Raw genomic sequence first — 13,517 nt, 5'->3', positions numbered from 1 at the left:
CGCCGTGAAATCCAGGGCAAAACACCTTACAAGCTGTCTGAATTTAGCCTCGCTGATTTTAGAACGTCGGTAATACCTGTTTTTACTAACCATATTAGGAAGTTATCACACCTTAATCGGTGCTTTGCTTCCTAAGACCCTAAAAATAATATTATATTCTTTTTTATTTTATATGGTTCTTGCTATTCTTTCGCTGGCTTCCGGGGCTGAAGCGCGTACTCATACTATTCTGGAGTTATCACATGAAAAAGAAAGTGATCAGCGAGTTGTCCTTCTATCTCAATGCGCTTCCTTCGCAAGTGCGGACCTGGGATAAAGAAGTGATTAATTATTTCCTTGAGCATCCGGCCATTTTCAGCCAGTTCCAGGAGGGTTGCCATTATCGGAAATGGGATATTTATCGCTCTATCAGGTACGGTCGGTAGCCTTACCAGGCTGAATGTGCCAAAACGTTTCTGCCTTGCGCTGATCGAAAGCCCCTGCATGCTGATCATCAGAATATAAAGCGGATTTTCCGGCAAAACGATATGCGAAGTTACAGCTTCCATTCCCGTAGAAACGGGGCATAGAAGTCGTTTTCATCGGAGGCTGTCCCTCTTATTGCGCAAATGGCGGCGGCAAATTCGTTGGCGCGGTTGAGCGTGGTATTTGCCGGCCATTGATTCAGGGTTCCAAGAATATAGACCGCAACAAAGCCGTCGCCGGCGCCTACCGTATCGGCCAGCGGAATAACGGACCTGCCTTGTGCGTGTATCGCTTCGCCGTCCCTGGTAACAGCCATGCACCGCCGGCGCCGCATGTGACCAGTACGCGGTCCAGATTGAAATTCCTGATCAACGCCGCGGCATGTAGTTGTGGGCTGCCGGAAAGATGTAGCAGCCCGGCCAGAATCGACAGTTCTTCGTCATTTATTTTCAGGATGTCGGCAAGCAGTAGGGAGCGCTCTATCGTATTCAGGTCGTACCAGGGCAGGCGTAAATTGATGTCGAGAAACCTCGGGCTTTCGCTGTTGCCGAGAAAAATATCCAGCGCGAAACGCGATTCCGGGCATCGTTGAGCCAGTGTGCCGAAATAAACCATGTCCGGAGGAGGTGCGGTAACGACGATGTCGCCTGCATGGATATGGTCGTAAGCCTGATCCGGCAGGATTTCGAAGCGGTGTCCCGCCCCGTCCATATGTACCATGACCTGACCGGTGGGATGCTCAGAGTCGCACTGCACTCCCGAAGCATCCATGCCGAGGCGCGCCATTTCTGCCAGCAGCTGATTCCTCAGTTGGTCATGGCCTGTTCTCGTGATCACCATGGAGTTCAATCCGAACATCTGCAAATGCCGGGCGACGTTGAAGGGGGCGCCCCCGAGCACGGTCCGGTCCGGGAATACATCCGCCAGCACCTCGCCAAAAAGCGCTACCGAGCCAGTCATATGCACGTCGCCGTCGCCCACCGGAAAGCTTAAGGCCGAATCAACATTACTTGAGGCGCCGCCAGATTTCGGCTTGCCCGATCCAGCTGAAATTGATATAGCCGGTGACCTGGATGGTGTCGTTGTCATCGGTAAACTGGATGCGGCATCGATAGACCTTGCCGTCGTCCGGATCGAGAATCTCGCCGCCTTCGAAATGCATCCTGTCCTTGCGCTTCATTCCGGACAGGATAGGCAATCCAACCAAGGGATGATTGTGCCGCTCGCCCGGGCAGCGGGTACAAAGCGCTGGGGCATTTTCAGCGGCAGCGGCAAAGATTTTTTCCACGACACCTTCATAAATATTGTCGGGGCGCATGCGGATACGAATCAGCGCGGTGAGCTTCCCGGTATCGTCGTCGTATTCCTGCCATAAGCCCGTCAAATCGCCACCCCATGCGGATGGGAGTAGCAGAAATGTCATTAAGCCAACGGCGAGCAGTCTGTGCAAAATTCTCATGCGCGAATTATCGGATGCGGCGGCGGTGGCTGCAATAGCGGGACAAAAGACCGAATGTAGGAATGGCCATCGTCTGTTTGATGACACACAGAGCGCTCTGGCAGTTGCTTATATGAAATATTGATAAGTTTATAGAAATATATTCTTTCCTATTATCAGTGGGTGTCAGTAAAGTTGCGTTCAAAATTGAATCAAAGAGGCAGATGGATGAAAGCAAAGATCATGGCGGAAAGCTGTATTCAATGGATATCTCATCTATCTGTAGCCAGGCAACTTCTAAGGATAAGGAGGAGTTCAGCATCATGGTTCTGCAAAACATAGAGAAACTAAGGGAAGACCTGCGCGAGACGCTATATCTCGATCTCGACGATTTCGGTCTCGAAGCGCAAGGGGATGAAGTTGTCAGCAAATTTATCGGTTTGCAGTTGCGTAGCGCATTCCAGCCGATTTTTCATGCCGACCGGGCGGGAGCAACGCTGGGCTATGAAGCCTTGCTGCGTCCGTCAATCGGCCCGGCCGATCCGGTCAGCCCGCTTTTCGCTTTCAGCTTCGCCGACAACCAGGGCAAGCTGGTGAAGTTCGACCGCGTCGCCAGGACGCTGCATACGCTCAATTACCTGCATCTGCCGCCTGACAGGGGCTTGCTGTTCCTCAACGTCCACCCCAAGCTGCTGGTCAGCGTCAATGCGCACGGCAAGGTATTCGAACGCATCCTGCATGCGCATTCGGTGCCGACCCGGCAGGTGGTGATCGAGATTCTGGAAAGCGCAGTGGAAGTAGACCGGCAGTTGAGCGAGGCCATCGACAATTATCGCGACCGCGGCTACCGCATCGCCATCGACGATTTCGGCAGCAAACATTCCAACCTCGACCGCTTGTGGGGAGTCGCTCCCGATTACGTCAAGCTGGATTTGAGCATCATCCGCGAAGCCGAAGCCAATGCCAAGGTAAGGCGCATCCTGCCCAAGCTTATCGAGATTATCTCCGAGCTGGATGCACAGGCGGTGGTGGAAGGCATCGAAAACGACACGCAGTACCAGATTGCGCTGGATGCCGGCGCGCCGTTGCTGCAAGGTTATTTCCTGGGCCGTCCGGCCTCCGCCTCCGCATGGCGCGACTTGGCGGCCGGCCCGCAGGAGCGCGCAGCGGCCTGACATCGCTTCCGATTTTTTGCATCTCCTCCCTCGGGCGCTTTCGTGGCGCCCATTTTTTATATAAATTTAAAGTATAAATTTATATAAATTGATTCTTTTTAAATCTAATTAAAGGCCACTATCATGGCGCTCGCATTCACCATTTACCAAAACACATGAAACAGAATTCAAGCAAATCCAACACTGTGCTGCCCGGATTTACGCCGGCGCTGGGCTTTACCATTTTTTACCTGAGCCTGATTGTATTGATTCCGCTGTCGGCGGTATTCCTGAAAACGACCCTGCTGAGCTGGGATGCGTTCTGGGCGACGGTTACCGCGCCGCGCGTGATGGCCTCCTATCGCCTGAGCTTCGGGGCGTCGCTGCTGGGCGCGCTGATCAACGCATTGTTCGGCCTGCTGGTGGCTTGGGTGCTGGTGCGTTATAGCTTTCCCGGAAAGCGCCTGATCGACGCCTTTGTCGATTTGCCGTTCGCGCTGCCTACCGCGGTGGCCGGCATCGCGTTGACCGCGGTCTATTCAACCAATGGCTGGCTCGGCAGCCTGCTCGAGCCGCACGGCATCAAGGTGGCGTTTACGCCGTTGGGGGTAGTGGTGGCGCTGACGTTCATCGGCCTGCCGTTTGTCGTGCGGACAGTCCAGCCGGTGCTGGAAGATCTGGAAGCCGAGGCCGAGGAGGCCGCGGCCAGCCTGGGTGCCAATCGCTGGCAGACTTTTAGCAAGGTCATTCTGCCGGCGTTATGGCCGGCGCTCTTGACCGGCTTTTCGCTGGCTTTCGCGCGCGCCGTCGGGGAGTACGGTTCGGTGATTTTTATCGCCGGCAACATGCCGATGGTGTCCGAAATCACGCCGCTACTCATCATCACCAAGCTGGAGCAATACGACTACAGCGGCGCCACCGCGATTGCCGTGGTGATGCTGGTGATCTCGTTCCTGCTGCTGTTCGCGATCAATGGCTTGCAGTGGTGGGGTAGCCACCGCCGCACCAAATAGGAGACCACATGTCGACGCTGGCTTTACCTATCAATAACTACACCGCGAAGGTTGCCAAGAGCCGCGCGATTGCCGAACCGGCATGGCTGCGCTGGCTCTTGATCGGAGCCGCGCTGGTATTCCTCGGCCTGTTTCTGTTCATGCCGCTGGCTGCGGTGTTCACCGAAGCCTTGCGCAAAGGCTGGCGCGTTTATCTCGCAGCGTTCAGCGAGGCGGATGCGCTTGCCGCGATCAAGCTGACGTTTACCGCCGCTGCCATTGCGGTGCCGCTCAACCTGGTGTTCGGGGTTGCCGCCGCCTGGGCCATCGCCAAGTTCGATTTCAAGGGCAAAAGCGTGCTGCTGACCCTGATCGATTTGCCGTTTGCGGTGTCGCCGGTGATCGCCGGCCTGATCTATGTACTGATCTTCGGCTTGCAGGGCTGGTTCGGCGGCTGGTTAAACGATCATGATATCAAGGTGATCTTTGCCGTGCCCGGCATCGTGCTGGCGACCATTTTCGTCACCTTCCCGTTCGTCGCGCGGGAGTTGATCCCGTTGATGCAGGCGCAGGGCAAGGACGAGGAGGAAGCCGCGATCATGCTCGGCGCCTCCGGCTGGCAGGCCTTCTGGCGCGTGACGCTGCCTAACGTCAAATGGGGTTTGCTGTACGGCGTAATCCTCTCCAACGCCCGCGCCATGGGCGAATTCGGCGCGGTATCGGTGGTGTCGGGGCACGTCAGGGGACTGACCAACACCCTGCCTCTGCATGTCGAAATTCTCTATAACGAATACAACTACGTTGCCGCCTTTGCCTGCGCTTCGCTCTTGGCACTGCTGGCGCTGGTAACGCTGGCGCTGAAGACGCTGGTGGAATGGCAGGCCGCACGGGCGGTGGTAGTGACGGAATAAACAGGAGTGACCATGAGCATAGAAATTCGCAACGTCCGCAAGAATTTCGGCAATTTCAGCGCGCTGAACGACATCAGCCTGGAAGTCCCGTCGGGGGAACTGGTCGCGCTGCTGGGGCCTTCCGGTTGCGGCAAGACCACGCTGCTGCGCATTATCGCCGGGTTGGAGGCGCCGGATGCCGGCAATGTGCTGTTCAACGGCGAAGACACCACCGAGCGCCATGTGCGCGAGCGCCAGGTCGGCTTCGTGTTCCAGCACTACGCGCTGTTCCGCCATATGACGGTGTTCGAGAACGTCGCCTTCGGCCTGCGGGTGCGGCCTAGGCAGGCGCGGCCGAATGCAGCGGAAATCCATCGTCGGGTGCACGAACTGCTCAACCTGGTGCAACTGGATTGGCTGGCCGACCGCTATCCGCCGCAGCTATCCGGCGGCCAGCGCCAGCGCATCGCACTCGCACGCGCGCTGGCTGTCGAGCCTAAAGTGCTGCTGCTGGATGAACCGTTCGGCGCGCTCGATGCCCAGGTGCGCAAGGACCTGCGCCGCTGGCTGCGCCATTTGCATGACGAACTGCACATCACCAGCGTGTTCGTCACCCATGACCAGGAGGAGGCGCTGGAAGTGGCCGATCGCATCGTCGTGCTGAACAAGGGCGCCGTGGAGCAGATCGGCACTCCAGGGGAGGTTTACGACAGCCCCGCGACGCCGTTCGTCTATCATTTCCTGGGCAACGTCAACCTGTTCCACAGCCGGGTGCATGCCGGCTTTGCCCGCATCGGAGAGATAGAGCTGGAAGCGCCGGAGCATGCGGCCGCAGAAGATGCCCCGGCGTTGGCTTATGTCCGCCCGCATGACATCGACATCCAGCGCGAAGCCAATGGCGGCTCGGCTTTCAAGGCGGTGGTCAGTTTCATTCACCCGGTCGGGCCGGTGGTGCGGCTGGAACTGCAGCGCGCAGACAACAGCGAACTGGTCGAAGCGGAGCTGACCCGCGAGCGTTTCCGCGAACTGGATCTGCACGATGGCGAGACTGTCTATATCAAGCCGCGCGCGTTGAAGGTATTTCTTTCCCAAGCCGCATAACCGTAGCGCAGGCGGCCTCGCCTGCATTCCGGAAATGAAAAAAGCCGCCTCGTGGCGGCTTATGCAGACGAGGCCGCCTGCGCTACGTCAGCACTTGGTCAGGGTGCGATGCTTGAGCGCCGGCAGGCTCTTGCGCAAGCTGGCCTGGTAGGCCGGGTTGATGCCGGCGATCACCACGCCGGAGCCGCGCGGCAGGCGGTCGAGCACCACGCCCCATGGATCGACGATCATGCTGTTGCCGTGGGTTTCGCGGCCTGACAAATGATAACCGCCCTGCGCCGGGGCCAGCACATAGCACAGGTTTTCGATGGCGCGTGCGCGCACCAGCGTTTCCCAGTGCGCCTTGCCGGTGGTGTCGGTGAAGGCCGACGGAATCACGATCAGGTCGACCTTGCCCATCGCCCGGTAGAGTTCCGGGAAGCGCAAGTCGTAGCAGATGGACAGCCCGATGCGCCCTAGCGGGGTATCCAGCACCACCACCTTGTCGCCGGCCTCGATGGTGTCGTCCTCGTGGTAGTGTTCGTTGCCCAGGTCGAGGTTGAACAGGTGGATCTTGTCGTAGCGGCCTGCAAGTTTTCCGGTGGGGTCAAAGGCCAGGCAGGCGGTACGCACTTTTTTCGGACTGTCCGTTTCCATCGGCACCGAGCCGCCGATCAGCCAGACCTGGTGTTTCTTGGCCATTTTCGCCAGGAAGCGCTGGATCTGCCCGCTGCCTTCCTTCTCGCGCACCTTGACCTTGTCGGTATCCTTCAGGCCCATGATGGCGAAGTTTTCCGGCAGGGCAATCAGTTTGGCGCCCTGCGCCGCGGCAATCTCGATCAGCCGTTCCGCCTCGCTCAGGTTCGCGGACACGTGCGGCCCCGACGCCATCTGGATACCGGCGATCTTGACGATGCCGATACTGGGCTGGAGCTTGGCGGCTTTTGCCGTTTTCAGGCGCGATTTGATAGGCATTTTCTTAGTCCAGTCGAATGTATTCTTGTTTTACATCAAGGCAATATGCTAATGCTGGCTGCAGCAATAACCGTGCCTTATTTCCCCGGCATGCTCGGCGCAGGCTTACTGCTGTTTTCGGCGCTGGATTTGAGTTCTTGAGGATCGTCCCAAGTACCGCCGATATCGTATTGGTAGGAAGCCAGCTTGTTGAACGGGTCTTTCAGCAGTTTTTGTGCGACAAATGCCGCCGCGCCCACCGCCGGTCCGCCGGCGAATGCCGCGAGCGATAGGCTGTCGCTGATCGACGGGTTGACCTTGACGTGCAGGTTCAGGGTTTCGCGGTCAAGATTGGTTTCGCCGCTGATGGCGACTTTGGCGGCGGGGCCTTCCATTTTGAAATCATCGCTTTTCATCACGCCCTGGCTGATTCGAACGTTGCCGCCGATCTGGTCGAACGCGAAGCCGTCGTTGAACACGTCGCGAAAATCGAACAGCAGGCGGCGCGGCAGGGCTTGCAGGCTGAGTACGCCCAGCAGGCGGCCGACACCGGGCTGTATCTTGAGGAACTGGCCGCGTTTGGCCTCCAGCGTCAGGTTGCCGCTCAGGCCGGGCAGGCTGAATTCATGCGGGCTGCCCGGCCATTTGAGCTGGCCGGAAAGCGTGGCGCTGCCGCCCTTGATGGTGTCGGGATAACCGAAGCGCTCCAGCGTCTTGCCCAGGTCGTCGATATCCCAGTTGATGTTGAGGCTGGTGTTGGGCCGGCGCTTCCAGCTGTGCCATTCCCCGTCCAGGATCAGCGTGCTGTCGGCATTGCTGAGCTTGAGTTTCTCGATATTCCAGTCCAGGCCTTGCTGGTTGGCGAGCAATTCCAGGCGACCGAGCTTCTTGTCCTTGGCTTCGAAATTCTCTGCGACGATATCCAGCGCCGGGTAGTCGGAAGTTTTGCCGGCATCGTCCGGTTCGCCCATTTTCGCTGGTGCCGGGCCTGGGATGGCCAGCGATTTCAGGCGCGCCAATACCTTGCCTTTGCCGGCGGATAGCCAACGCACGTCACCGGTGATTTCCTTGCTTTGCAGTTTAGCCATCCAGCCGTCGGCGGTGGATTTTGCCGCAAGGCTGACGGTGTTGATGCGGCGATCGAAAATATCCAGGGTGCCGATGTCGAGATTGGCGCCGGCGATTTCCGGCTCCGGGGCTGTCTGATGGGCGCCGGTGCCAAGCTTGTCCATGAGATCGCTCCACGGGTCCCAGTCCAGGTGCGCCAGCTTGCCGTTGACGACAATGCCGCGCTGCGCCGGGAGTTCCGCCTTGCCGCCAAAATTGATTTCACCGCGCTCCACTGTCCGTACGCCTTTGCTGTCGTTGCGCAGCAGCTTGGCGCTGGCTACGTTGCCATAGCTGGCGCTGAGCACGGATTGCTCCGGAGTTCTTTGCTGGATATCCAGACTGAACGGCACGCTATCCGCGGCGGCTTTGCTGAACGGCGGCGGCAGGCTGGCGGAAAACCCGGTCAGTTGCGAACGCACGCTGATGTTGGTGAGATGCTCATGCAAATTAATGTCGGCATTCCAATCAGTGCCGCCGTGCACTTTCTGCAGCAAAGGATGATCGAACGCCTGGCGCAGGCCATTCTCGTTGATGTGGCCGTTGGCGGTAATCTTGATCTGGCCGTTGCTGCCGGTTTCCAGGCTGAACTGGCCGGGCCCGCCGTAAATGTTGGCAGCGACGCTCTGCGCGCGCAGCGAGGATTCGGTAAACATCAGCTTGCCGTTGATGTGATCCAGCGGGGGAAAATCCGCATCTCCGCTCAACGTACCGTTGTTGACGGTGTAGCTGCCCTTGACCTTGGTCAGCTCGGTATTGTCGATCGGCAGGTTGATCTCCAGCTGCACCCGGCCAGCGCCGCCGGCCTGCATGCCGTCGGTGAAATGGTCGATGGCTTCCGCCACCGGGCTGGAGTTGACGAATTTCAAGGCGTCGGCGGCCGAAGCCTGCACCTCGCCCTGTATCTGCACCACCGGCAGTTCGGCATTCAATGCCGGGATCGATACTTTGGCGCCGCGCACGATATGGCTGCCGAAAATGCGTCCCTGCTCGACGGTAAGATCCATGCGGTCGCCATGAAACAGTATGTCGAGCTGAAGGTCGTCAATTTTCGGCCAGTCTTCCGCATAGTCCAGCACGCCGTCGGTGATGCGGGCGCTGACCTTGAATTCGCCGCTCCTGTTATCCCGGTAGGGAAAGTCGTCCAGATAGCCTTTGATGACGATATTGATGTCCTCGCCGTGAGCCTTGAGGATAGAGCGATCCAGCCAGTCCAGCGTGTCCTTGCCGAGAATCAGCGGGTAATAGAACGGCGCGTATTTGCCATCGGCGTTGCCGAACTTGCCGTTGAGGTCGAGGTAGCCGCCTTTCTTGCCGTCATAGCGATAGCTGGCGTTGAGCTTGCCGCTCAGGTGCTGGCTGGCAATCGCCAGGTCGCTGACCTGGACCTCGGTAACGCCATTGCCGGTCTTCCATCCGACATGGCCGTCCAGCTTGTCGGCGGGAATCGGCCAGCGCAGCGCATCTTTCAAATTCAGCTGGGCATTTTTCGCGGCAATGGTGAGATTGCCGCCGGATTCGGTTGCCGTCAGGTCGCCGCTCAGGCCGCTGAAACCGGGGATGCCGCGCATGGGGCTGATGCCCAGCCCGGCAAAATGGCTGCGCAGACTGTATTGCCGGATCGCGCTGCGGTCGCCCTGCCAGGTGAATTTGGTGTTTTCCAGCCGCCCTTTGGGAGCAAAACTGGTTAACTGATCCTGCAGTTCCTTGCCCAGCGGCAGATTGGCGGCGAACGCGGCAAACTGCTCCAGGCCGACTTCGTCCAGCGATACCTCGCCTTCCATCGCTTCCTTGCCGTTGCGCATGCGGCTCTCGAGGCGCAACCGGCCCTGCTTCATGTTGAAGCCGTTCGCCGCAGACAGCTTGATGTTGTCGCCGCGCAGTTCATGGCCGTCGTCGAGGCGGCGCCAGGCCATTCTGCCGGACAGGGTCTGCAGCATCGCGACCGGCATATTGTCGCCCAGGCGCGTACGCACATTGGCAAACAGCAGGTCGGCGGTGATGTTGCTGGTATGGCCATCGGCGAAATCCAGCCAGAATTGCGTGGCGCCCAAGCCTTCCACCAGATCGACCGGATAATCGACCCAGTTGCTCCATGCGGCGATATCCGTGCCTTCCATCCTGGCGTACAGCGTACCGTGCCATTCCTGGATATTGTCCACGTTCCTGCCCCACACATTGCCGCGCAGGTCTATCGGCGCGGAGGAGCCCGCAGAAGGAGTGGCGCGCAGGCCGAACCGATGATGGCCGAGCAGCGCTTCCCAGGGCGGGCTGGAGATGCTCAGGCTGAGCCTGTTGAGCGCCAGCGGCGGGGCTTTGCGCAGGTCGTCCTGCCATACTACGGTGGCGTTGTCCACGCGGATGCTGGATTGACGCAGCAGCCAGTTGGGAAAATCGGATTCGCCCGGCTCATTGAGGGAAATGCCGGCGATGAACACGGTGCCGTCCGCGGCGCGCCGTATCATCAGGCTGGGCTGGTGTATCTCCAGATCCGCCAGGCGCGGCTCGCCCAGTATCAGGCTGAACCACGACAGGCTGGTCTCGACATGGTCCAGGCTCAGGGCAGGGCGTCCCTGCGCGTCATAAAGATCGATCTTGTACAGGTCGAAATAGGGATTGAGGCCCGCCCACCCGGCTCTGATGTCGCCGATGACGACGCGCTGCCCGACAGCCTGGCTGACATATCGGGCGATGTCGTCGTGGTAATCTTTGGCGTGAGGCAGGACGTAATAGCGCAGCGCCAGCACGACGCTCGCCACCACGATAATCACAGCCCACAACAAAAAAGTGGTGACGCTGTAGAGCCAGACCAGGGATTTTTTTACCATCGCCTGCGATTTTACGCCGAAGGGCGCGGCGGCGCCACGCTAGTCGGTTTTTAAGTGGATAGCTTCAGTGCTTAACGCACATAAAGACTGCGGGTGCACAAAGGCGGAAATCGATTCCGGCCGCTATTCGTCCGATGCCGAAAGCCTGATCGTGTACTGCCCGGATTTCTCGTCGCGCACCACGATCAGCAGGCCACGTTTCTGCGCGTCTTCCACCAGCTCCTTGAACGAGCGGTAGCCGTAATAGGATTCGGTGAACCCCGGCCTGCGCCGCTGCATCGTGGTCTTGACCATGGAGCCCCAGATCTTTTCATCCGAGCCGCGCTCCTCGATCAGCGCCTCGACGGTTTCGACGATGAAATCCAGCGCGTCCTGGCGTTTGTCGTCCTCGGTTTTTGCCGGTTTCTTCTGGCTGGCAGGCTCTTTTGCTGGGGTCTTTTTGGTGTTGCGTTTCTGCTTGGCTTCCTGCGCGCGCACCAGGTCGTCGTAAAAAATGAATTCGTCACAGTTGGCGCTGAGGAGATCCGAGGTCGAATCCTTGACGCCGATGCCGATCACGTATTTGTTGTTCTCGCGCAGCTTGGAAACCAGCGGCGAAAAGTCCGAGTCGCCGCTGATGATGACGAAGGCATCGACGTGGGATTTGGTATAGCACAGGTCGAGCGCATCGACCACCATGCGGATGTCTGCCGAGTTCTTGCCGGACTGGCGCACATGCGGAATTTCGATCAGTTCGAAAGCCGCCTCGTGCATGGTCGCCTTGAATTCCTTGTAGCGCTCCCAGTCGCAATACGCTTTCTTGACCACAATGCTGCCTTTCAGCAGCAGGCGCTCCAGCACTTTCTTGATATCGAACTGGGCGTATCTGGCGTCGCGCACGCCCAGCGCAATGTTCTCGAAATCGCAGAACAAGGCCATGTTGGAAATTTCGGGTTGGCCTGCCATGGGAGGCTCCTTGGTTGGTGCCGCTTGCTGAAATGACCTGAATGCGTTCAGGGATGGAAATGCATTCTTAATGATATTGGAGGTTGATGCAAGCCTCGACCTGGATGGTCCGTTTGATATGAAGCCATTGGCCTCGCCCGACAGGCGGGTTACCTTATTTTGCTTGCCAGAATTAAGCTAACCCAACAAATGAATGAATGGCGAACCCTAACGTGGAGTTGAGGCGCCTACGCGGCTTTTCGCACAGGTCCGCTCGAATGATTGGTTGGGCCTCGGTTGGTCACGCAGCGTCCCGGCGAAGCCACGATTGATGGCTAGGCAACACAAAGCAAAGTAGTAGTCGCGCCCCGATCTGACAGTTACCCGGTTTGACGGAAGTAACTGTCAGGTCAAATTCAGCTGTTCAATGTGGTGATTTTATCGTGCCACGCCTCCTTTCCGTCAATTAACGCCTGAATATGAGCAAAATTTTCCAAACTAGCTTTATAAATGCTTGGGCTCATAGGCCAGCCTAACGTTTGACATAAGGGCGCGCATTAGCGCGTCCCGCTTGACTGATGGGTTAGAGCAATTTTTTCGAGGCGTTCGGCAAGCCACACCTTAATGATGGATTGCCTGGTTACACCAAGCTTTCCAGCTTCCCGGTCAAGAGATTCAATCATCCACGTTGGAAAATCGACATTGACGCGTTTTTGCTCTTGCAGTACGCGTTTTGCCTTTGACAAATCCAGCGAAGCGGTAATATCAACATCTTCGTCAAACTGCTGTTCAAAGTCTTTAGCTTTCATACAGTGCTACCTCCTCGATGCGTGAGCGACGAACGGAAATAAGCCGGACATTTGCACCTCTGTAGGTGATAACGGCGGACCAGTGTTTGCCGTTAATCAACCCTATCATGAGGTATCGAGGTTCATCTTCTGTTTTTGCAGGAATCTCCAGTAATCTTGGGTCATCCCATAATGCTTGAGCGTCAACAAAGTTGATGCCGTGTTTCAGAAGATTGGCCCGACTTTTTGCCTCGTCAAACTCGAAAGTTATCATGGTATAGAAAATATACCTTTATTGGGTGAGAATCAAGGGGCTGGATGATGTGCTCTAACGAATGAAGCTAAGCGGCCACGCCTGTACCGAGGCGACGAGCGGAGCCGAGATAGCGAGATGCTGAGAGAGAAGGAAAGGCAATGCAGGCGGGGTCCGACTTGAGCGGAGGGTCAGGCTGACAATGACTCAATGAAAGTTGCGAAATCATTAAAGGCTGATTCTGCCTGAGCGCCAACGTCGCCCGAGAGATAGCCCCAGCCGTAGGGTCGCCTCTCATCATGAACCAAGGCGACCAATTCGGGGATTCGACCTTCGTGCGCGAGCACAAAGAACCGAGCTGCCTCTGCTAGGTGCTTGGTATAGATGGGGCGGTCATCTGCGTAGTTGGTGGACTCAGCAGAACGCGATAGGACGCTGGTGTACTTGGTGAGTGCTTCGAGGACTTTGCTCATTGGACGGTGGGAAGCCTAACGTTCAAGTTGGGCACCTCGTCAGCCGTGACCAGCTTCGGCATGCAACTTCAGCCCAAGTGCCCCGATGACTTTAAGGATGGTGTCGAATCCAGGGCTACGATCACCGGAGAGCGCTTTGTAAAGACTTTCGCGAGACAATCCGGCATCGCG

The 13,517-nt window shown here is 57.7% G+C and carries 15 protein-coding genes and 1 pseudogene; 4 read left to right on the top strand and 12 right to left on the bottom strand.

All coding sequences use genetic code 11. From position 1 onward, the window contains the following. The 5 genes and pseudogenes from VGK14_RS05510 to VGK14_RS05490 all read right to left on the bottom strand — a co-directional run. Positions 1–93: pseudogene (locus VGK14_RS05510) on the bottom strand (IS1595 family transposase); the annotation flags it as partial. Positions 94–224: 131 nt separating this feature from the next. Beyond that, positions 225–548 (bottom strand): hypothetical protein, encoded by a 324-nt coding sequence (locus VGK14_RS05505; RefSeq protein ID WP_331507936.1) that lies wholly within the window; start codon positions 546–548, stop codon positions 225–227. Continuing rightward, on the bottom strand, positions 536–781 hold the full coding sequence (locus VGK14_RS05500; protein WP_331507935.1) for a PfkB family carbohydrate kinase: 246 nt from the start codon (positions 779–781) through the stop codon (positions 536–538). The genes VGK14_RS05505 and VGK14_RS05500 overlap by 13 nt, the downstream gene beginning before the upstream one ends. Further along, positions 709–1,425 (bottom strand): PfkB family carbohydrate kinase, encoded by a 717-nt coding sequence (locus tag VGK14_RS05495; RefSeq protein WP_331507934.1) that lies wholly within the window; start codon positions 1,423–1,425, stop codon positions 709–711. The genes VGK14_RS05500 and VGK14_RS05495 overlap by 73 nt, the downstream gene beginning before the upstream one ends. A gap of 46 nt (positions 1,426–1,471) precedes the next feature. Further along, positions 1,472–1,888: a DUF2147 domain-containing protein gene (locus VGK14_RS05490; protein ID WP_331507933.1), complete on the bottom strand. Its 417-nt coding sequence runs from the start codon at positions 1,886–1,888 to the stop codon at positions 1,472–1,474. A gap of 338 nt (positions 1,889–2,226) precedes the next feature. On the opposite strand from VGK14_RS05490, the gene VGK14_RS05485 reads away from it, so the two are divergent. From VGK14_RS05485 to VGK14_RS05470, 4 genes are all read left to right on the top strand, one after another. Further along, entirely contained in the window at positions 2,227–3,078 is an 852-nt protein-coding gene (locus VGK14_RS05485; protein WP_331507932.1) for an EAL domain-containing protein, read from the top strand. Between the two features lie 155 nt (positions 3,079–3,233). After that, positions 3,234–4,070 carry a sulfate ABC transporter permease subunit CysT gene (gene cysT / locus VGK14_RS05480; protein WP_331507931.1) on the top strand — a complete coding sequence of 279 codons (837 nt, stop codon included), beginning with the start codon at positions 3,234–3,236 and terminating at the stop codon, positions 4,068–4,070. A gap of 8 nt (positions 4,071–4,078) precedes the next feature. Next, positions 4,079–4,960, top strand: coding sequence for a sulfate ABC transporter permease subunit CysW (cysW, locus tag VGK14_RS05475; protein WP_331507930.1), 882 nt, complete (start codon positions 4,079–4,081; stop codon positions 4,958–4,960). 12 nt (positions 4,961–4,972) lie between these two features. Next, the gene (locus VGK14_RS05470; RefSeq protein WP_331507929.1) at positions 4,973–6,040 is read left to right on the top strand and encodes a sulfate ABC transporter ATP-binding protein; all 1,068 of its coding nucleotides are present in this window, start codon (positions 4,973–4,975) and stop codon (positions 6,038–6,040) included. An 87-nt stretch (positions 6,041–6,127) separates the two neighbouring features. Here VGK14_RS05470 and VGK14_RS05465 read toward each other — a convergent pair whose 3' ends face one another. The 7 genes from VGK14_RS05465 to VGK14_RS05435 form a co-directional block, all read right to left on the bottom strand. Then, positions 6,128–6,994 (bottom strand): carbon-nitrogen hydrolase family protein, encoded by an 867-nt coding sequence (locus VGK14_RS05465; RefSeq protein WP_331507928.1) that lies wholly within the window; start codon positions 6,992–6,994, stop codon positions 6,128–6,130. 77 nt (positions 6,995–7,071) lie between these two features. Continuing rightward, positions 7,072–10,908, bottom strand: a complete 3,837-nt coding sequence (locus VGK14_RS05460; protein ID WP_331507927.1) for a YhdP family protein — start codon at positions 10,906–10,908, stop codon at positions 7,072–7,074. Between the two features lie 123 nt (positions 10,909–11,031). Then, positions 11,032–11,853 (bottom strand): NYN domain-containing protein, encoded by an 822-nt coding sequence (locus VGK14_RS05455; RefSeq protein ID WP_331507926.1) that lies wholly within the window; start codon positions 11,851–11,853, stop codon positions 11,032–11,034. Between the two features lie 536 nt (positions 11,854–12,389). Next, complete coding sequence (gene brnA, locus VGK14_RS05450; protein WP_331507925.1) at positions 12,390–12,641, bottom strand: type II toxin-antitoxin system BrnA family antitoxin; 252 nt, start codon at positions 12,639–12,641, stop codon at positions 12,390–12,392. Beyond that, a complete protein-coding gene (locus VGK14_RS05445; RefSeq protein WP_331507924.1) occupies positions 12,631–12,894 on the bottom strand; it encodes a BrnT family toxin in 264 nt (87 codons plus the stop codon). The genes brnA and VGK14_RS05445 overlap by 11 nt, the downstream gene beginning before the upstream one ends. 170 nt (positions 12,895–13,064) lie before the next feature. After that, the gene (locus VGK14_RS05440; RefSeq protein WP_331507923.1) at positions 13,065–13,346 is read right to left on the bottom strand and encodes a hypothetical protein; all 282 of its coding nucleotides are present in this window, start codon (positions 13,344–13,346) and stop codon (positions 13,065–13,067) included. A gap of 39 nt (positions 13,347–13,385) precedes the next feature. Then, positions 13,386–13,505 carry a DNA-binding protein gene (locus tag VGK14_RS05435; protein WP_331507937.1) on the bottom strand — a complete coding sequence of 40 codons (120 nt, stop codon included), beginning with the start codon at positions 13,503–13,505 and terminating at the stop codon, positions 13,386–13,388. Positions 13,506–13,517: the final 12 nt, after the last annotated feature.

It is taken from the genome of Novimethylophilus sp. (assembly GCF_036504375.1).
In the GTDB taxonomy this organism is placed as follows: domain Bacteria; phylum Pseudomonadota; class Gammaproteobacteria; order Burkholderiales; family Methylophilaceae; genus Novimethylophilus.
The sequence above is the reverse complement of the archived record's forward strand: the minus strand, read 5'-3'. Positions and strand labels throughout refer to the sequence as shown.